This window comes from Kribbella sp. WER1, from assembly GCF_054189145.1.
The window spans coordinates 1,865,129-1,883,485 of the sequence record NZ_CM135186.1; the positions used below are offsets into that span (position 1 = coordinate 1,865,129).

Here is an 18,357-nt window from a genome sequence, read left to right on the forward strand (position 1 = left end):
CGCCAGGTCGGCCGAGGAAACGCAGAAGGAGGGTGTTACCCGCCTTTTCGACGGATAACACCCTCCTTCTCAGACTGCTACAGCTTGCGCCTGGTGCGTAGGTAGTCGCCCACGACGGCGGCTCCAAGACCGTCCGCATCGGGCGCCAGCACCCGCCCGCCGCTGCGCCGGGCGAGCAGGTCGACGAACGCGTTCAGCCGTGGGTCGTCGCCGAGCCGGAAGACGGTCAGCGAGGCGCCGAGCTTGGCGAGCCGGTCCACCTCGAAGATCGTCTTGCGGAGCGTGGCCGGCTCCGGCGGGTACGAGAACTCGGCTGTGCCGTCCGGCTCCAGATGCGCGGTCGGCTCCCCATCGGTCACCATCAGTACGACGGGTTGCGCGTCCGGGTGCCGCCGCAGATGCCGGCCGGCGAGCAGCAGCGCGTGGTGCGCGTTGGTGCCCTGCTCCCAGGTGCCTTCCATCCCGATCAGCTGCGGCAGCTCGATCACCCCGGCGTACCGCCCGAACGTGATCAGCTGCAGCGCGTCGTTGCGGTACCGCGTCGAGATCAGCTGGTGCAGCGCGAGCGCCGTCCGCTTCATCGGCAGCCAGCGGCCCTCCTGCACCATCGACCAGGACGTGTCGACGAGCAACGCCACCGCGGCCCGGGCCCGGTGCTCGGTCTCCGCGATCTCCACATCGGCCACGTCGAGCTTGACCGAGCCCGAGCGCGAAGCGGTCCGCAGTACGGCGTTCCGTACCGTCCGCGGCACGTCCCAGGGCTGGGTGTCCCCGAACTCCCACGGCCGGGTCGACCCGCTCAGCTCACCGGCAGCGCCGGCGTTCGCGGCGTCCCGTTCGCCCGAGCCGCGCGCGGTCCGCAGTACGTCGGCCAACGCCGTCTGACCGAGTTGCCGGAGCGCCTTCGGCGACAACTGCAGCGAGCCGTCCGGCGCCCGTTCGATCAGGCCCTGGTCGCGCAGCTGGCGCTCCAGCTCCGACAGCCGGCGAGCGTCGACCGTCGCCTCGTCGCCCAGCTGCCGGGTCAGGGCCTCGAGGTCGATGTCCTCCAGCCGCGCACCCGGATACGACTGCGCCAGTTGCTCGGCCAGCGCATCCAGCTCGGCCAGGTCGGACATCGCCTGCGCGCCCTCGGCCAGCCCGAGCGGGTCGTCGCCGCTCATCCGCTCCGACCCGTACCAGTCCTCTCCCGGCCGCAGCGACTGCAGCTGCGCGTCGAGCTGGGACAGCTGTTGCGACAGCTGCGCATTGCCGAACGCCTGCTGCGACAGCTCCATCAGCTCGGCGCGCTGCTCGGGCGTCATCGAGTTCAGCATCCGCTGCGCAGCGGCCGCCCGTTGCGCGAGCGCGTCGACCAGCTCCTCGACGTTCCGCGGGTTCTCCGGGAAGAACTCGCCGTGCTCGGCCATGAACTCGTCGAACAGCTGCGGTACGTCGGGACGCCCCTGGGCATGCGCGGCGAGCAGCGCGTTCAGGTCCGTGAGCATCTGGTTGATCCGCTCGACGTCCTCCGGCGTGGTCTGCTGCAGCGCCTCCTTCATACCCTCGAACCGCGACCCGAGCAGCTCGCGCCCGAGCAGTTCGCGGATCTCCTCGTACTTCTGCCGGCCCTCCGGCGACTCCCACTGGTAGTTGGCCAGCTCCCGTACGGCGGCCGCCGTACCGGAGGGCAGCGCATCCAGCTCGGCCTCCTTGAAGCGGGCGTCGTCGGACGGGTTCGGGAACAGCTCGCGCCGTTCGGCCTGCAGCGCCTCGTCGAGCAGTCGCTGGACGTCCTGGAGCGTGCCGTCGAGGTTGTGCCGCTGCTGGATCTCGCGGCGGCGCTCCCACAGCCGGCGGGTCAGGTCGTCCAGGCCCTGGGTGTTCCGGGTGCCGCGCCGGAGCATCTCCTCCAGCGCGGACCGCGGCGACGACCCGTTCATCACGTCCCGGCCGATCTCGTCCAGCGCGTCCCGCAGGTCCGCGGGCGCCTGGAGCGGGTCCGGCCCGTCGTGCCACGGCCCGTACGACCAGCCTTCCGGAATCGAGCTCATCTCAGGCCCCGTACACCGTCGTGTCGTCGTCGGCGTCCTTGGCGACCCGTTTGGACAGGTACAGCATCTCCAGCGCGAGCTCGACGGCGGCCGCGATCCGGCCCGGTGAGTCGTCGGCGTCCACACCCGCGCGGGCGGCGACGTCGTGCAGCACCGGCAGCTCGGGCAGCGCGGACAGCACCTCGCGTCCGGGCACCCGCTCGCCGGTCGTCACAAGGTTGCCGTCAGCAACCGCATGGGCGAGCGGCGTCAGGTCCAGCCCGGCGAACCGCTCCCGCGCGGTGTCGGCCACCGACCGGCGCAGCAGGTACTCGAGCAGCTCGATCTCGCGCCCTTCCTCACCTGGCTCGAACTCGAGCTTGCCCCGCAGCACGGCGGGCACCGCCTCCAGGTCGACCGGTCGCGCGACGGCCGGCTCCTCCCCGGTGATCGCCGAACGGCGCAGCGCGGCCGCGGCGATCGTCTCGGCCGCGGCGACCGCGAACCGGGCGGAGACCCCGGACCGCTGGTCGATCGACGTCGACTCGCGCAGGTGCCGGACGAACCGGGCCAGTACCTCCAGCAGCGGCTCGCCGACCTCGGCGGTGAACTCGGCCTCCTGCCGGATCACGTCCACCTCGGCGTCGATGTCCAGCGGGTAGTGGGTCCGGACCTCGGCGCCGAAGCGGTCCTTCAGCGGCGTGATGATCCGGCCGCGGTTGGTGTAGTCCTCGGGGTTGGCCGTTGCCACCAGCAACACGTCGAGCGGCAGCCGGAGCGTGTACCCGCGGACCTGGATGTCGCGCTCCTCCATCACGTTCAGCAGCGCGACCTGGATCCGCTCGGCCAGGTCGGGCAGCTCGTTGATCGCGACGATCCCGCGGTGCGCGCGTGGGACCAGCCCGAAGTGGATCGTCTCCGGGTCGCCGAGGCTGCGGCCCTCGGCCACCTTGACCGGGTCCACGTCGCCGATCAGGTCGCCGACGCTCGTGTCGGGGGTGGCGAGCTTCTCGGCGTACCTTTCCGAGCGGTGGATCCAGCGGACCGGCAGGTCGTCGCCGAGTTCGGCGGCACGCCGTCGCGACGCGGGGGTGATCGGGTCGAGCGGGTGCTCGGGAATCTCGGCGCCGTCGATCACCGGCGTCCACTCGTCGAGCAGACCGACCAGCGTCCGCAGCAGCCGGGTCTTGCCCTGGCCGCGTTCGCCGAGCAGGACGACGTCGTGGCCGGCCAGCAGGGCGCGTTCGAGTTGCGGAATCACCGTCCGGGTGAATCCGACGATGCCGGGCCACGGATCGCGTCCGGCCCGGAGTTCTTTCAGCAGGTTGTCACGGATCTCGGCCTTGATCGACCGGGGAAGATGTCCGGCGGCCCGGAGGTCACCAGCTTTACGAGGGAGTTCAGCAGGTGCACTAGTCACTTTGACGACGTTAGCTCGATCACCCCAAAGTGCACCTTGTTTGTCTCACCGCCTGGGCGTAACCCGTCCGGAGGTGAAGAGGTGCGTCGGCGTGAAGCTGACCGGCACCCACGGATGTTCCGGAGCGTAACGGGTGACGAAATGGTTGCCGTCCAGCGGTTCGGTCGGCAGCAGTTCGTACTCGTGCACCGGTTCCTCGGCGAACGCGAGCCGGTCCCCGGTTGCCTGCTCGGTCATCACGAGCCGGTCGTCGCGCCGGCTCACCTCCAGCCGCACGCTCGCGCGTTCGTAGCGGGCGGTGTGGCGATCGTCGACCGTCCCGTCCGCCGGGGCGTCGACCGGCTGCGGTGCGGCCGGGTGGCCGACGCCGACATACTGCTGGAAGACCTCGGTCGCCAGCGGCTCGAAGAGTCTCGTGCCGTTGCCGGAGTTCGTCAGCAGGCACATGATCAGCCGCGCCTCGGGGTCGATCCGGAGGAACGCGAGCTGCGAGATCGTCGACCCGTCGTGCCCGAACAGCCGCCGCCCGTCCCAGTCGTAGATCCGCCAGGTCAGCCCGAGGTCGACGAACCCGCCGATCCCGGCCGCGAACGGTACCTGTGGCTCCTGCATCACGGCGTACCGCTCGGTCAGGTGCAGCTTGGCGAACTCGAGCACGTCGGCGGCGCTCGCGGTGATCGTCCCGGCGGGGCCGATGCTGCGCGGGAGCTGCCAGGTCTGTACGCGGGACCCGTCGGTGGCGAGGTGGCCGACCGCGGCGTTGTGCAGGATCGCCTCCTCCGGGAGCGTGACCGTGTGGGTCAGGCCGAGCGGGTCGATCAGCCGGGCCTTCAGCGACGCGTCCCAGGTGCGGTCGTCGAGTACTTCGATCAGCCGGCCGAGCAGGACGAAGCCGGCGTTGCAGTAGGAGTACGCCGTACCGGGCTCGAAGAGCTGGTCGACGTCGGCGAGCAAGGCGACGTACCGCTGCAGGCAGTCGTCGCCGCGACCGGTGTCGGTGAACAGGTCACCGTCGATGCCACTGGTGTGGGTGAGCAGCCGGCGGACCGTGATCCGCTCGTCGACCGGTGCCTCAGGCAACAGTTTCACGATCGGGTCGTCCAGCTGCAGACGCCCTTCGGCGGCCAGCTGCACGATCATCGACGCGGTCCACGGCTTGCTCACCGAGCCGATCTGGAACAGCGAGTCGGCGGTGGTGTGGACGCCGGTGCTGCGATTCAGGACGCCGTACGGCGCGATCGTCGTCTCGCCGTCGTGCCAGATCCCCAGCACCGCCCCGGTGACATCCGCCGCCACCGCCAGCTCGCGCAACCGCGCAGCCCAGTCAGCCATGCGGACAACTTACTTCGCTGCCTCCTCAAGCAGTGCACGCAGGCCCGCCCAGGCCGCTTGCTCGTCCAGCCCCTGCGCGACCAGGATCTGCGTCGCGACGCCGAGCGAGTCGCGGTAGAAGGCGAGCAACAGATGCTCGGTGCCGACGTAGTTGTGCCCGAGCGTCAGCGCCTCGTTGACCGCACCTTGCAGGACGTGTGCGGTCCGGCGGGTGTACGGCGGGTTCTCCGCGTCCAGTGCCTCGGCCGCGTTCGACGCACTGGAGTCCGGGCCGGCCGGGCTCTGCTCGTCGACGGCAGCCGCCACCGATTCCTCGGTGATGTCGTGGGCGAGCAGCACCTTCGTCGCGAGCGCCTCGGGCTGGCTGAAGAACGCGAGCAGCAGGTGCTCGGTGCCGATGAAGGCATGGTTCCGGCTGCGGGCGACCTCCTTCGCGGCCTCGACCACCGCCTGGGTGCGCGGCGTATACCGCTTGAAGCCCGGGCGGCTCGTCCAGGAGTCGGCGAAGCGTTTGTGGGCGGCCTGCTTGGTGACGCCGAGGACGGCGCTGATCTCCACCCAGGACTTGCCGGCGCCGCGAGCGCGGTCGACGAAGAAGCCGAGCGCCTGGTCGCTGGTGGTGGTCAGTTCATTGATCGTCGCCGCGGCGGCGGCGAGCTGCTGGAGCTCGTCGTCACTGGCGGCGTCGCTCTTGATCGTGTTGATGAGTTGCTGCAGGTCAGGTCCGGGAGTCATGGTGTCAACCCTAGGTTGACGATTGGCGCACGTCAACTCTGGGTTGACACGCTAGGGTGTGACCCGTGGACGGGATTCCTGACGTGATTGCCGACGGCTTGCGGGTGTTGTTCTGTGGGATCAACCCGGGGCTGATGTCGGCGGAGACCGGACATCACTTCGCGCGACCCGGGAACCGGTTCTGGCCGGCGTTGCACCTGAGCGGATTCACCCCGCGGCAGCTCCAGCCCGCCGAACAGCAGCAGCTACTGGGCTTCCGGCTCGGGATCACCAACGTCGTCGACCGTCCGTCCGCGAAGGCGGCCGAGTTGTCGCGGGCCGAGTTCCTCGCCGGCGGGGAGAACCTGGTGGCGAAGGTACTCGCCGCACAGCCCGAGTGGTTGGCCGTGCTCGGCGTCACGGCGTACCGCGACGCCTTCGGCGACCGTACCGCCGCGGTGGGCAAGCAGGACCGGACCATCGGCGCGACCCGCGTCTGGGTGCTGCCGAATCCGAGCGGCCTGAATGCCCACTACACCTTGCCGAAGCTGGCCGCGGCATTCGCGGAACTCGAACAGGTCAGTTGAGCGCCTTGCGGAGCGTCGAGATCGCCAGCTCGATCGCGGCGTTCGCGGCGTAGGTGTCACGGAGCGCGTCGAGCATCACGAAGTCGTGGATGATCGCCGCGAAGCGCACCGCGGTCGTCGGCACCCCGGCCTCGAGCAGCTTGGCGGCGTACGCCTCGCCCTCGTCCCGCAGTACGTCGGCCTGACCCGTGATCACCAGCGCCGGCGGCAGGCCCCGCAGTTGCTCCGTCGTCGCGCGCAGCGGTGAGGCGGTGATCTGGTTCCGCTCGTTCTCGTCGGTCGTGTACTGGTCCCAGAACCACTTCATCCCGTCGAGCTGCAGGAAGTACCCCTCGGCGAACTCCTTGTACGACGCAGTGTCGAACGACGCGTCGGTGACCGGGTAGAACAGCACCTGCTGGACGAACTTCACGTCGCCGCGCTCCTTCGCGAGCAGCGTGACCGCGGCCGTCATGTTCCCGCCGACCGAGTCGCCGGCGATCGCCAGCCGCTCCGCGTCCAGGCCATAGTCCTTGCCCGAGGCAATGATCCAGCGGGCGACCGCGTAGTTCTGCTCGAGCGCGTGCGGGTATCGGACCTCCGGCGACAGGTCGTATTCCGGGAACACCACTGCGGCACCGGCGCCGACGGCGAGCTCGCGGACCAGTCGATCGTGGGTGTGCGCGTTACCGAACACCCAGCCGGCGCCGTGGATGTAGAGGATCACCGGCAGTTCGCCGGTCGCGCCCTGCGGCTTCACGATGCGGGCCTTGGTGCCATCCGCGGCGGTGATCCACTCCTCGTCGACCGGCAGCTTCGGGTAGTCGGTGGTCTGCACCTCGTCGACGGCCTTGCGGCCCTCCTCCGGGGACAGCTGGAACAGGAACGGCGGCTTCGCGGTGGCGTCGGCGAAGGCCTGGGCGGCGGGCTCGAGCAGTGTCATTATCTTCCTCCCATGTGCACTTTGAGAACGATCGTTCTCCGGCTACTGTAGGAGAACGTTGGTTCTCCGCGCAAGGTGGCGCGGGTCACTGGGGAGGTTCGGAGATGGTGCTGGACACGGCGACGGCGCAGCGGCAGGTGCTGGACGCGGCGGACGCGCTGTTCTACGAGCGCGGCGTCCAGGCGGTCGGGATGGACGCGATCCGGACCGCGTCCGGCGTCTCGCTGAAGCGGCTGTACCAGCTGTTCCCGTCCAAGGAGACGCTGATCGAGGCGTACCTGGACGGCCGGGACGCGCTCTGGAAGTCGATGCTCGCCGCGCACGTCGACGCGGCCACCGACCCGCGCTCGCGGCTGCTCGCGGTGTTCGACTTCCTGTACGACTGGTTCCAGCAGCGGGACTACCGGGGCTGCGCGTTCATCAACTCGTTCGGCGAGCTCGGCACCGTCTCCCCGCGGGTCGCCGAGCTGGCCCTCGAACACAAGGAAGGCTTCCGCCGCGCGCTCGGCGAACTCGCCACCGCGGCCGGCGCCCGCGACCCAGAGGCGCTCGCCGACCACCTCATCCTGCTCAGCGAGGGCGCCATCACCCGCTCCGCGATCTCCGGCACCGCCGGACCCGCGGTCCGCGCCCGGGAAGCCGCGACGATCATCCTGGACGCGTCGCTCGGGAGCTGACACCCATCATTCGGCAGGATGGGACCATGCGAGTGCCGGAGCTGCTGCGATCGATCGACGGACTCTCGTACGGCCGGCGCGTGCGGTTCCTCGCGGAGCAGGCGCCGCAGCTCGCCGGGCTGCTCGGTGAGCTGGCCCGCGGACCGGCGTTCGAGCGGCTGCTCGGCCTGCAGATCGCCGAGGTCACCCGGGACACGGCGTACGTCTCGCGGATGCTCCGGGACCGCGAGCCCGCCGTGCAGGCGCGGGCGCTCGCCGCGGTCGGTCGCGGCGTACCGGTGGCGGACGGCGACCTGCGGATCCTGTACGACGACGCGCCGGCGTTCCTGCGGACGCGGCTGGTGGCGTTGGTACGGCGGCAGCGGCGGGAGCATCTCGCCGTACGGCTGATCGACGAGCACCGGGCACGGTGGGGCGACGTGGCCGCGAGCGGCCTGCTGGACGCGACCGATCACCGGACCGTGGAACGGCTGCTGCCGGAGCTGGCGTACTGCCTGACCCCGGGCACTTGGCGGACGCTGGCCAAGCACCATCCGGAGCAGGTGCTCTCCTTTGCGCGCTCCACGCTGCCTGCTGGTCCTGAGTGGTGGCAAGGCGTCGGCCATGGCGTTGCTGCTGCGCTGGCCGTGGACCTGATCATGGAGGCGGTGCCGGCTGACGATCTGCCGACCGCTGTGCTCGACATACTCGGGCCGCTGACAGACAGGGATCCGGCTGGTGTGTTGGAGATGCTGCTGGCACCGGACAGGCGGCGGGTGGTGTGGCGGGCGCTGACACCGGCTTTTCGGCGACGGCTGCACCGGTACTCCACTGAAGCCTTGGTCCGGCTCGGCCGGGTCCTGTGGCCGCGGCTATCGGAGTTGCTCGCGGCGTTGCCTCCGTCGCGGCGAGGTGCGGTCTTTGCGGGCGTTACCGAGCAGATCGAGCTGGGGCAAGCGCAGCTCGCTGATGACCTGTTGTCGGCGCTGCCGCATCAGCTGCGCGTTGACCAGGCACGGCGGATGCTGGCGCTGCCTGTGGTGCAGGAGGACGCTGCAGCTCGCCGTAGCGTGACAGGGCATCTCCCTTACGAGGAGGCGTTCTCGCTGCTGTCCAGCGACGTACGCGATCCCGACGTTGGGGTGCGTTCTTCCGTCTATCGGGCGGTCATCCGGTCGGCTGGGAGCGGTCGGCTGCCGGAGCAGGTCGTAGAGGCTGTTGCGTGGACTGCCGGGCGCATTCGCAACGAGCAGGACCCTGTGCGTTCCACGGTGGTCCAGGCGGTTGCTGCGCTACCACCGTCGCTGCTGACGGATGCGCTGACCGCTTCGTTGGACACACTGCTCGAGGATGCGCTGGACGCGCGCGACACGTCGTACAGCACGCGGCGGGCGCTGACGGTGCTGGCTGAGCGTGCTGTCGTGCACGGGGCGGTCGGCGAACAGGTCGGCGTACTGGAGTGGGGGTTGCAGGCGCACGGGCGGCTGTCGTCGAACGCCGGGACGATCGACCTGTACGGGCTCGTCACGGGGCTCCCGCGTGGGCGTGAGGTCGAGGTGTACGACGTACTGCGGCCGGCTGTCGATGCTGCGGCGAAGCGGAACGAGTACGGGCTGGCGATTGCGGTCGCGGCTGCTTTCGGGAAGCGGGCGTGGGCGCTGGAGCCGCTGCAGGAGGTGCTGGAGCAGGCCGTCTGGTCCAACCAGGAGTACACGGTCAACGAGGGCTGCCGGTTCTGGCTGGATGCACCGGCCACGCGGCAGGAGCGCGTGGAGCGGATCATCGCTCGCGACGTCCGCCTGGCACGCTGGTATCCGGTGTGGTGGGTGGTGACCGAGCTCCGTACCGACCTGCTGGACCCGGTGCTCGCGGCCGCGGACCAGATCCGCCGCTTCGACCGGAACAGCGCTGCGTGGGAGGTGTCGAACCAGGCGCTCCGGCGCTGGCTCCCGCGACAGCAGGCGCGGTACGCCGACTTGCTGGCCGGTGTGGCGCGTGACGAGCGCATGCCGGAGTGGTACCGCGCGCAGGCCGTCAAGACGCTCGGCCCTGTCGGCGGCTCGCTGGACGAGTTCCTTGCCAGCGACAACGTGCTGCTGCAGGAGGCTGCGCTTGGAGCGTTGGCGTGGACGGAGCGGCCGGACGCTGCCATTCCGTTGCTGCTGGCGCATGCAGGTGACGACCGGGCGCGGGTGGCTGTGTATGCGGCAGGGCGGGCTGCGCGGTACGTACGGCCGAGCTTGTTGCCAGGGCTGTTGCAGCCGGTGCTGTCCGGCGACGGGGTGAAGGTCACGGCGCGGAAGGAAGCCGTACGGCTGCTGGGCGAGCTACGGGCGCCTGGGGCGAGTGCGGTGCTCACGGAGACGTGGGCTGGGGCGCATCGGGACGTACGGGCGGCTATAGCGCGCACGGTGTCGCAGTACTTGCTGTATGACCCTGCTGCGTGGGCTGTGCTGGAGCAGGCGGTGCACGACTCGGCTGCTACGGCTGTCGCGTTGACAGCGCGGCGGGCGTACGACGTACCTGTCGGTTATCGGTCACGGTATGCCGACCTTTTGATCGCTGTGACGACCAGGAGCGAGCCAGAGGTCGTGGGGCCGGCGCTGATCGCGCTACCTCAGTGGGCGCGCCATAACCCTGCCGTTGCGGGCGTCTGCGCCGACTTCATCACGCGGCTCTCACTGCGTGGTCACGTCTGGCGTCAAGCCACCATTGCTCTCGTCTCGATCGCCGCCGCCGACGCACCGCTCGGCGTGGACGCGCTGGTCGACACGGTCCGCCTACTGGTCCACCTGGAAGCCAACCCGTCCCTCCCCAACGCCACCCCCGACCGCGACCATCCCGCCCGCCAGCGTCTCACCTACCTGGTCTCTCAACTCACCTCCCACTTCAGTTCCCGGCCAACCGCGATCCGCCGCTACCTAACACCGCTGGCCGACGAACTAACCACACCCGACCTCCTGGACCTCCGCCTCCAGCTCCTGGTCCTCGCCCACGACCTACTCGAGCTCGTCACCGACACCACAGATCTGGTCGGGCTGGTCGCCGACGATCCCGTGGCGGCCGTCACCGCGGCCGACCTGATCGGCGCTCGGCTCACCGCCACCGCCTCGACCTGGTCACCCGCCGACCTACTCCCGACCGCCGAGGCCCTGGCGACCTCCACCGACCTCGCCTCCGGCCTCTTCTCCCACGCCCTGCTCCGTGCCGCCGCTCCCCCGGCCGGCTGGCCCGCCCCCTGGCGTTCCGTACTGGTTGCCCTCCGCAACCACCCACAACCGGCCGTACGACGCCGATCCCTCGACCTGACGACAGCCGCGGAGTAGCTCCTGCTCCTCCGCGACCTGCAGCTCACGAGCGCGGCTCCTCTGCGGCCTGTGCCTCGCGGGCGCGCTTGCGGCGCTTGCCTTCGTGCATCGCGGCGACCCGCGCCACCGGGATCTCCCGCCCCTCGGCCAGCACGTCCTCGGGAATCTCCTGCGGCGCGGGCAACGCCTCCGCCCACGGATCCCGGTCGCCGAGCAGCCCAGGCGCCGTACGCACCGTGAAGTCCCGCGGCGACACGTTCTCCAGCTCGTCCCACGCCACCGGGAACGACACGGTCGCCCCCGGCCGGACCCGCGGGCTGTACGCCGCCACCACCGTCGCCCCACCCGAACGCGTCGAGTCGACGAACACCTTCCCGTGCCGGTCCTCCTTGATGTACGCCGTGGTCGCGACCGCCGGATCCAGCCGCTCCGCCCGCGCCGCGATCGCCCGGGTCGCCGCCGCCGCGTCCTCGATCGTCACGGTGTCGGCGATCGGGACGATCACGTGCACGCCCTTCGCACCACTCGTCTTCACCGCGCCCGCCAGCCCCGAATCGGTCAGCGCCTCCCGGACCAGCAACGCCGCCTGCACCGCCATCCCGAACGTCTCCCCCTCGGGCGGATCGAGGTCCAGCACGAGATGCGTGACCCGTTCCCACCGATCGGCCCGCATCAGCGTCGGGTGGTACTCGACGGCCCGCTGGTTCGCGAACCAGAGCAACGTCCGGCGGTCGTCGCACAGCGCGTACGACACCTCCCGCTTCGACGCCTCCGCCCACACCTGCACGGTCTTCACCCACTCGGGCGTGTACTTCGGCACGTTCTTCTGCATGAACTGCGGCTGCCCCGGCCGGATCCGCACCACCGACAACGGCCGCTCACGCAACTCCGGCAGGATCCGCGCGTGCACCGCGTCCAGGTAGTCGACCAGCTCCCGCTTGCTCGCCTCGGCCCCGTCGAACAGCGGCTGGTCCAGGTTGGTCAGGTCGACGCCATCACGCGTCTCGTCCGGCTTCCTCGCCATTCCCCGAGCTTAGAGGGCGTTTGAGAACTCTGCGGCCCCGTACCCTGCTGGAAGTCAGCAGGAGGAGCCGCGCAATGAGCCAGGCGTTCTACTCGCACGCGAAACTGTACGACCTGATGTTCCCCGGTGGCGGGCCGGCCGTCGACTTCTACCGGGCCCACGCCGATCGCCACGGAGGGCGGGTGACATGCGCTCCTTCGACCTGGGCCGCACGTTCGACTTCGTCTTCATCACCGCGAACTCCCTCCTGCATCTTCACGAGAGCGAGGACCTGGCCAACTGCTTCCGGTCGGTGCGCCGGCATCTGGCGCCCGGAGCACGGTTCGTCTTCGACGTGTTCAACCCGAGCATCCGCCTCCTCGCCGACGCCGACGGTGTACGCCGTACCCGCGAGGCGCTGTCCTTCACGGACCCCGACCGCGGCGACGTCACCGTCGACGTCGCCGAAACCTACGACGCCCTGACGCAGGTCACGCGCGGCACGTGGTACTTCTCCACCGCAACCGACCCCGACTTCGTCGCCACCCCGCTCGAAATGAGGAGCATCTTCCCCCAGGAACTCCCGCTCCTCCTCTCCCTCGGCGGCCTCCGCCTGATCGACCGCTTCGGCAACTGGCAGGCCGAACCGTTCACCGCGAACTCACCCCTCCAACTCTGCATCTGCGAGCACGCGTAGCAGGGCTTCGAGAACCAGGTGTTCCTCGCCTGGCTCCAGGGTCTGCGGGTTGAGCGCAATCGCGTCGTCGGGCAGACCGTACGTCCCGACAGAGATCCGTGGGGTGCCGTCCCAGAGGGCCTTGAGTACGGCGTCGCGGTCCCGCAGGCGAAGCACTGCCCGGCTGTGCGGCTGACCGGCCTCGCTCGGGTAGCCGCGCTCGACAACCACCCCTGGAATGCCCTGTAAGCCGACAATCCAGTTGTCGACAATCTGCTCATATCCGGCCACGATCGCCTGTTCGTCCTGGTCGAGCGTCCACTCGACCGCGGCGAGCAGACCCATCAACTCCTCTTTGCCGACCTTCATCCCGCGGCCGATCTCGTGCAGCGGCGAGGTGTGCGCGCGGATCCGCTCGATCAACCAGCGCTTCCCGAGGACAAGCCCGCTCGCCTGCGGCCCGCGCAGTCCCTTGCCGCCGCTGACGATCACCGCATCCGCGCCGACGTCCCGCGTGAACCGCCACAACGACTCCACCGGCGGAATCTGCGCGGCGGCATCCACGATCACCGGCACCCCGAACGCACGCGCACACGCGACAACCTGCTCCACTCCCAACGCACCCGCCGCGTAGTGCGCCCCCGCAAACCACAGCACGCACGCAGGCTTGCCGGAGAGCGCTGTGCGGAGTTCATCGACGGACGGGCCGACCTCGACAACGCGGGCGCCGGTGAGGCGGGCCGAGTAGTCGTAGCCGTTGCGTTGGCTGGCGAACATGACCACGTCAGCCGGCCTCGGAAACGACTGCGACTCAGTGGTGATGCAGGCGGCGATCGTCAACGTGATGCCGGCCGCGGCACCCGAGGTCACGTAGGCAGCCTCGTTGTGGGTCAGGTCCGCGAGCCGCTCCCCCACGCGCTGGTTCAACTCCGGCAGGTCGACGAAGTGTGCTGCCGCCTCGTTCATCGCCTGGATCACCGGTGGCGGCATGAGCGAACCACCCAGGACGGTGACGGTCGCGTTGGCGTTGACGACCGGCCGGACCCCCAGCGGATTCATGCGACGAACTTCGACATCGCCGGTACGCCGGACCGTGCCGCCAGCCACGCGTCGAGGGAGTCGTTGTCGGTTCCGTCGAGATGCGTGACCTGGTAGACCTCCGGATCCGGCAACGCCGCGAGCAGCGAGCCGCACCAGTCCTCGTCGTCGGTCGCCAGCAACGTCCGGCCCGCGACGGCCGGGGCGTGCCGCGCCGGATCGTAGTACGAGAGGGTTGTCGACAATCCTTCTGTCGACAATCCGGCGCGGAGGTGGTCGTTCAGCTCCTCGAGCGGATACAGACACGACTTCAGCCGCGCCTCCATCGCGCGGTAGAACAGCAGGTCCGTCACCCGCACCGAGCTGAACCCGGGCCTCCGCGCGGCAGTCAGTACGGCGAGGTCGTCCCCGGTCACCGCGACCCGCGTGGGATCGACCTCCGCCATCCCCAGCAGGAACTCGGCTGCCCGCAGGCAGTCCGCCGCGATCCCGCGGTAGATGTACGTCGCCGGATCGTCGATCCCCATCGTCAGCAATCCGGGGTACGCCGCCGCGAACCCCTCGTCGGCGAGCCGTTGCCCGCGGTGCATCAGGCTGAGAACGACGTACCGGCTCCGGTCGTTCGGGTGCGGGATGTTGTTGACGCTCCCGTACCGCGGGGTGATCAGCAGCCCCGGGAACGGCCCGTCGCCGGTCGGAATGCTCAAGTTGCCGTACACGCGGTACGGACCGGTGCTCGTGATCCGCAGCGAGTAGAACGTCGCCTCGTCGGTCGTCCGGGCCGGGACGACGTCGAGAACCGGCCGGCCGGGGATCGCCGCGAGTTCGTCGTCGACCGCGGCCCAGTAGGCATCGAAGGTCATCAGGTCACCGTCCCGGGGTGAGTTGCTCGGCAAGAAAGTCCTCCACGATCCGCATCACATCCGGCAGTCCGGCGTGATGCGCGCAGTGCGGGTACGTGTGCAATGTCTTCTCGCAGGTCAGTACCCGATGCAGCGCGAACCCGGTCTCCGGCGGACAGACGTCGTCCTCGAGGCCGACGTACAGCAATGTCGGCGCCTGCACCTTCGGCGCGAAGTTCAGGCCGTCGTAGTACGCGACGGTCTCCCGCACGCGGTCCACGTCCTTCGGGTGGATCCGCAGGTACTCGTTGATCTCCTCGTACGGGTACGACCGGGTCAGCGTCGGCGCGGTCATGATCCCGCACAGGTACGGCGCCCCGGCCGCGACGCAGCGGATCGCGTCCGGCATCAGCGCGGCCGTGGAGATCCCGAGCCCGCCGCCCTGGCTCGAGCCCTGCAGCCCGATCCGCAGATTGTCGACATCAGGACGATCCAGCAGTACTTCGACCGCGCGCACCACGTCGAGGTAGAACCCGCGGTACCCGTACGTGTTCGGGTCGACGATGTTGTGCGTGAGCAGGCCCGGGTAGCCGGGATTGAACACGTCGTTCGAGCGGAGCTTCCCGCGCGGGGCGATCGCGAGCGTCGCGTAGCCGAGCTCGGCCCATTCCTTCGGGACCGTCGGCTCCGAGATGTACCCCGGGATCGTCACCAGGCCCGGCAGCGGGCCGGGGCGATCCCGCGGGACGGCGTACCAGCCGGCGATCCGGAGTCCGCCGTAGCTGGTGAAGCGCAGATCGTAGACAATCACACGATCTGTCGACAGAGCCGGCATCTCGGTGAGGACCGGGTCGAGCGGGTACGACGCGCAGTCCGCGAGGCCGGCCTGCCAGAAGGCGTCGAAGTCTTCCGGCAGCTCGACCTCGACGGTCGCGTTCTCGGGGTCTCTCAAGAGCGTTCCTTTCACTGGGGAGCATGGAGGGCGGCGCCGTCGGTGCCGAACAGATGCAGGCGCGCCGGGTCGAGGCCGACGTACACCGTGCTGTCGTGGCCGAGGCGGAACGGGGTGGGGACGCGGGCTCTCAGCAGTTCGCCTTCGATGTTGACGGTGACGAGGACGTCGGGGCCGAGCGGTTCGGAGACGAAGACCTTCCCGGGGTGGTAGCCGCCGACCGGCGTGGTCGACAGTGTGAGGCCTTCCGGGCGGATCCCCAGCACGACCGCGCGGTCGGCCGCGTCCAGCGGCAGTGTGAGGGTTTGGGCGAGAGGTTGGGTCAGCGACGGTGAGCGGAAGACCCGGACGCCGTCGACGTCGGCGAGTTCGCCGGTGAGGAAGTTCATCGGCGGTGAGCCCATGAACGAGGCGACGAAGCGGTTCGCCGGGCGTTCGTAGATCTCCTCCGGGGTCGCGCACTGCTGGACGACGCCGTCGCGCAGTACCGCGATCCGGTCGGACATCGTCATCGCCTCCACCTGGTCGTGCGTGACGTAGATGAAGGTCCGCGCCACGTCGACGTGCAGGCGCTTGATCTCGGCGCGCATCAGCACCCTGAGCTGAGCGTCCAGGTTGGACAGCGGCTCGTCCAGCAGGTACGCCCCGGCGTCGCGGACGATCGCCCGGCCGAGCGCCACCCGCTGGCGCTGGCCGCCGGACAGCTCGCGGGGCTTGCGGTCGAGCAGGTCCTCGATGTCGAGCGTCCGGGCGGCCCGCCGTACCTCCTCGGCGATGGTTGCCTTGGGCACCCGCATCATCCGGAGCGCGAACCCGATGTTCTGTGCGACGGTCTTGTGCGGGTAGAGCGCGTAGCTCTGGAACACCATCGACACGTCGCGCTTGTTCGCCGGCAGCCAGCTGACCGGCTTGCCGTCGAAGAAGATATCGCCCGCGGTCGCACGTTCCAGCCCGCAGATCATCCGCAACGTCGTCGACTTCCCGCACCCGGACGGTCCGACCAGCGTGAGGAACTCCTGGTCCTGGATCGTCAGGTTCAGATTGTCGACAACCAGTTTGTCGGCGAACTTCTTGCTGACACCTTGCAGCTGTACTTCGGCCATCTCGCCTCAGCCCTTCACGGATCCGGCGGCCATGCCCTGCACCAGCTTGCGCTGGAAGAGCAGTGCCAGCACCAGGGGTGGGACGACCGCGAGCACTCCGGCCGCGGCCATCACGGTGAACTGCGTGTTGAAGTCGGTGGCGAAGTTCGCCGCGACCACGGGGATCGTCTTCGCCGCCTTCGTGCTGGTCAGGAACAGCGCGAACATGAACTCGTTCCACGCGGTCATGAACGCGAACACCGCGGCCGCCACCAGCCCCGGCGCCGCCACCGGCAGGAACACCGTCCACATCGTCCGGAACCAGCCGCACCGGTCGACCCGCGCCGCTTCCTCGAGCTCACGCGGCACCGACCGGAAGAAGTCCTTCAGGATCCAGATCGTGATCGGCAGCGCGAACGTCGTGTACGACAGGATCAGCGCCAGGTAGGTGTCGAGCAGCCCGAACGACCGCATCAGCAGATAGAACGGGATGATGATCGCGATCCCCGGCACCATCCGGGTCAACAGGTACAGCACGAGCAGCACCTGACTCCCACGGAACTTCAGCCGCGAGAACGAGTACGCCGCGAACGTCGCCAGCGCCAGGTTCAGTACGGCGGTTGCCGTCGCCACGATCAGGCTGTTCCGCAACGAGTACGGCGTCTCCGACACCGCGCGCCCACCGACCAGCTCCTGCGCCGCGTCCGGGCGGACGAACCCGAGGTAGTTCGCCAATGTCGGATGCGTCGGAACCCAGTGCGGCGGCACCGAGATCGCGTCCACCTCGTGCATGAAGCTCATCGCGACGATCCAGTAGAACGGCAACACCAAATACAACCCGAACCCGACCGCCAGCACGTACAGCACGATTTTCTTCCACGGAATCCGGTACCTCAAGGGAGCCTTCATACGTCGAAATTTCCCTTCCGGTAGAGGAGGCCGATGTAGGCGACCGAGATCAGCAGGGTGATGGCGGTGATGACCCAGGCGTAGGCGCTGCCGAGGCCGAAGTCGGTGAAGGTGAGGACGGTCTGGACGTCGAGGAGGGCGATCGTGGTGGTTGCGTCGCCGGGGCCGCCGCCGGTCAGGACGTAGATCGTGTCGAAGGCGCGGAACGCGTTCATGGTTTCGAGGATCAGCACGATCAGCAGCGGGTGCAGCAGCCACGGGACGGTGACCTGGGTGAAGCGGCGCCAGGCGCCGGCTCGGTCGACCGTCGCGGCGTCGTACAGCTCTGAGGGGATTGTCGACAATCCGGCGAGCAGGATGATGACCGAGAACGGCAGCGTGTTCCACACCTGCGCCAGTGCGGTGAACAGGAACGCGCCGGTGCCGGACGTCAGCCACGCGTGGTACCCGTCGATCAGGCCGAGCTGCCGCAGCAGGCCGTTCAGCGCGCCGGTCTTCGCGTCGAAGATCGTCCGCCACATCAGGCCGTTCACCACCCCGGGCATTGCCCAGGGCAACAACGCGAGGCTGAGCAGCAGACCTCGGCCGTGGAACCGTTCGTTGAGCACCAGCGCCAGGATCAGCGCCAGTACGACGGTGAGCCCGAGGACCACCACGACGAACAGTGCCGACACCTTCAACGCGTTCAGGAACGCGTGGTCGCTGAGCAGCGAGGTGTAGTTGTCGAAGCCGATGAATCGCTTGGCCCGTGGGCGTTTCAGGTTGTTCTTCTGCAGGCTGACGTAGAACGAGTACCCGATCGGATACGCGACCAGCAGGGCGATCACGACGATGGCCGGGGCGTTCAGCGCCCAGGCCTTCGCGTTGTCGCCCAGCGGTCGGCGTTCGGCGAAGGCGGCCATGC

The 18,357-nt window shown here is 69.2% G+C and carries 16 protein-coding genes; 4 read left to right on the top strand and 12 right to left on the bottom strand.

From position 1 onward, the window contains the following. Positions 1-77 precede the first annotated feature (77 nt). Genes ACXJJ3_RS09070 through ACXJJ3_RS09085 form a run of 4 tightly spaced genes read right to left on the bottom strand, consistent with a single transcriptional unit; the run spans position 78 to position 5,499 of the window. On the bottom strand, positions 78-2,033 hold the full coding sequence (locus tag ACXJJ3_RS09070; protein ID WP_458169516.1) for a hypothetical protein: 1,956 nt from the start codon (positions 2,031-2,033) through the stop codon (positions 78-80). Position 2,034: 1 nt separating this feature from the next. Beyond that, positions 2,035-3,432 carry an ATP-binding protein gene (locus ACXJJ3_RS09075; RefSeq protein ID WP_458169517.1) on the bottom strand — a complete coding sequence of 466 codons (1,398 nt, stop codon included), beginning with the start codon at positions 3,430-3,432 and terminating at the stop codon, positions 2,035-2,037. Positions 3,433-3,477: 45 nt separating this feature from the next. After that, complete coding sequence (locus ACXJJ3_RS09080; protein ID WP_458169518.1) at positions 3,478-4,764, bottom strand: serine hydrolase domain-containing protein; 1,287 nt, start codon at positions 4,762-4,764, stop codon at positions 3,478-3,480. Positions 4,765-4,773: 9 nt separating this feature from the next. Continuing rightward, positions 4,774-5,499: a Clp protease N-terminal domain-containing protein gene (locus ACXJJ3_RS09085; RefSeq protein ID WP_458169519.1), complete on the bottom strand. Its 726-nt coding sequence runs from the start codon at positions 5,497-5,499 to the stop codon at positions 4,774-4,776. Positions 5,500-5,564: 65 nt separating this feature from the next. On the opposite strand from ACXJJ3_RS09085, the gene mug reads away from it, so the two are divergent. Further along, complete coding sequence (gene mug / locus ACXJJ3_RS09090) at positions 5,565-6,065, top strand: G/U mismatch-specific DNA glycosylase (RefSeq protein ID WP_458169520.1); 501 nt, start codon at positions 5,565-5,567, stop codon at positions 6,063-6,065. On the opposite strand, the gene ACXJJ3_RS09095 is transcribed toward mug, so the two are convergent. Further along, a complete protein-coding gene (locus tag ACXJJ3_RS09095; protein ID WP_458169521.1) occupies positions 6,058-6,987 on the bottom strand; it encodes an alpha/beta hydrolase in 930 nt (309 codons plus the stop codon). The genes mug and ACXJJ3_RS09095 overlap by 8 nt on opposite strands. Positions 6,988-7,091: 104 nt before the next feature. Here ACXJJ3_RS09095 and ACXJJ3_RS09100 point away from each other — a divergent pair, with 104 nt between their 5' ends. Both ACXJJ3_RS09100 and ACXJJ3_RS09105 read left to right on the top strand, forming a co-directional pair. Next, the gene (locus tag ACXJJ3_RS09100) at positions 7,092-7,664 is read left to right on the top strand and encodes a TetR/AcrR family transcriptional regulator (protein ID WP_458169522.1); all 573 of its coding nucleotides are present in this window, start codon (positions 7,092-7,094) and stop codon (positions 7,662-7,664) included. Positions 7,665-7,690: 26 nt separating this feature from the next. Continuing rightward, positions 7,691-10,969: a hypothetical protein gene (locus ACXJJ3_RS09105; protein WP_458169523.1), complete on the top strand. Its 3,279-nt coding sequence runs from the start codon at positions 7,691-7,693 to the stop codon at positions 10,967-10,969. A gap of 25 nt (positions 10,970-10,994) precedes the next feature. Here ACXJJ3_RS09105 and ligD read toward each other — a convergent pair whose 3' ends face one another. Next, on the bottom strand, positions 10,995-11,975 hold the full coding sequence (gene ligD / locus ACXJJ3_RS09110; protein ID WP_458169524.1) for a non-homologous end-joining DNA ligase: 981 nt from the start codon (positions 11,973-11,975) through the stop codon (positions 10,995-10,997). A 187-nt stretch (positions 11,976-12,162) separates the two neighbouring features. On the opposite strand from ligD, the gene ACXJJ3_RS09115 reads away from it, so the two are divergent. Next, positions 12,163-12,651, top strand: coding sequence for a hypothetical protein (locus ACXJJ3_RS09115; protein WP_458169525.1), 489 nt, complete (start codon positions 12,163-12,165; stop codon positions 12,649-12,651). Here ACXJJ3_RS09115 and ACXJJ3_RS09120 read toward each other — a convergent pair. From ACXJJ3_RS09120 to ACXJJ3_RS09145, 6 genes are read right to left on the bottom strand one after another with little or no spacing between them, the layout of a single operon-like run. Then, on the bottom strand, positions 12,616-13,689 hold the full coding sequence (locus tag ACXJJ3_RS09120; RefSeq protein WP_458169526.1) for an aminotransferase class V-fold PLP-dependent enzyme: 1,074 nt from the start codon (positions 13,687-13,689) through the stop codon (positions 12,616-12,618). The genes ACXJJ3_RS09115 and ACXJJ3_RS09120 overlap by 36 nt on opposite strands. Further along, positions 13,686-14,531, bottom strand: a complete 846-nt coding sequence (locus tag ACXJJ3_RS09125; RefSeq protein ID WP_458169527.1) for an acetylxylan esterase — start codon at positions 14,529-14,531, stop codon at positions 13,686-13,688. The genes ACXJJ3_RS09120 and ACXJJ3_RS09125 overlap by 4 nt, the downstream gene beginning before the upstream one ends. A gap of 4 nt (positions 14,532-14,535) precedes the next feature. Continuing rightward, positions 14,536-15,462: an acetylxylan esterase gene (locus tag ACXJJ3_RS09130; protein WP_458169528.1), complete on the bottom strand. Its 927-nt coding sequence runs from the start codon at positions 15,460-15,462 to the stop codon at positions 14,536-14,538. 11 nt (positions 15,463-15,473) lie between these two features. Beyond that, positions 15,474-16,565 carry an ABC transporter ATP-binding protein gene (locus tag ACXJJ3_RS09135; RefSeq protein ID WP_458169529.1) on the bottom strand — a complete coding sequence of 364 codons (1,092 nt, stop codon included), beginning with the start codon at positions 16,563-16,565 and terminating at the stop codon, positions 15,474-15,476. Positions 16,566-16,571: 6 nt separating this feature from the next. Further along, complete coding sequence (locus ACXJJ3_RS09140; protein ID WP_458169530.1) at positions 16,572-17,453, bottom strand: carbohydrate ABC transporter permease; 882 nt, start codon at positions 17,451-17,453, stop codon at positions 16,572-16,574. Continuing rightward, entirely contained in the window at positions 17,450-18,355 is a 906-nt protein-coding gene (locus ACXJJ3_RS09145; protein WP_458169531.1) for a carbohydrate ABC transporter permease, read from the bottom strand. Before ACXJJ3_RS09145 ends, ACXJJ3_RS09140 begins: the two co-directional genes overlap by 4 nt. Between the last annotated feature and the right edge of the window lie 2 nt (positions 18,356-18,357).

Bases quoted from the DNA above. Each gene is read 5' to 3' on its own strand.
- ACXJJ3_RS09070 (WP_458169516.1), bottom strand. From the start codon at position 2,033: ATGAGCTCGATTCCGGAAGGCTGGTCGTACGGGCCGTGGCACGACGGG.
- ACXJJ3_RS09080 (WP_458169518.1), bottom strand. From the start codon at position 4,764: ATGGCTGACTGGGCTGCGCGGTTGCGCGAGCTGGCGGTGGCGGCGGAT.
- ACXJJ3_RS09085 (WP_458169519.1), bottom strand. From the start codon at position 5,499: ATGACTCCCGGACCTGACCTGCAGCAACTCATCAACACGATCAAGAGC.
- ACXJJ3_RS09095 (WP_458169521.1), bottom strand. From the start codon at position 6,987: ATGACACTGCTCGAGCCCGCCGCCCAGGCCTTCGCCGACGCCACCGCG.
- ACXJJ3_RS09100 (WP_458169522.1), top strand. From the start codon at position 7,092: ATGGTGCTGGACACGGCGACGGCGCAGCGGCAGGTGCTGGACGCGGCG.
- ACXJJ3_RS09105 (WP_458169523.1), top strand. From the start codon at position 7,691: ATGCGAGTGCCGGAGCTGCTGCGATCGATCGACGGACTCTCGTACGGC.
- ligD (WP_458169524.1), bottom strand. From the start codon at position 11,975: ATGGCGAGGAAGCCGGACGAGACGCGTGATGGCGTCGACCTGACCAAC.
- ACXJJ3_RS09115 (WP_458169525.1), top strand. From the start codon at position 12,163: ATGCGCTCCTTCGACCTGGGCCGCACGTTCGACTTCGTCTTCATCACC.
- ACXJJ3_RS09120 (WP_458169526.1), bottom strand. From the start codon at position 13,689: ATGAATCCGCTGGGGGTCCGGCCGGTCGTCAACGCCAACGCGACCGTC.
- ACXJJ3_RS09125 (WP_458169527.1), bottom strand. From the start codon at position 14,531: ATGACCTTCGATGCCTACTGGGCCGCGGTCGACGACGAACTCGCGGCG.
- ACXJJ3_RS09135 (WP_458169529.1), bottom strand. From the start codon at position 16,565: ATGGCCGAAGTACAGCTGCAAGGTGTCAGCAAGAAGTTCGCCGACAAA.
- ACXJJ3_RS09140 (WP_458169530.1), bottom strand. From the start codon at position 17,453: ATGAAGGCTCCCTTGAGGTACCGGATTCCGTGGAAGAAAATCGTGCTG.
- ACXJJ3_RS09145 (WP_458169531.1), bottom strand. From the start codon at position 18,355: ATGGCCGCCTTCGCCGAACGCCGACCGCTGGGCGACAACGCGAAGGCC.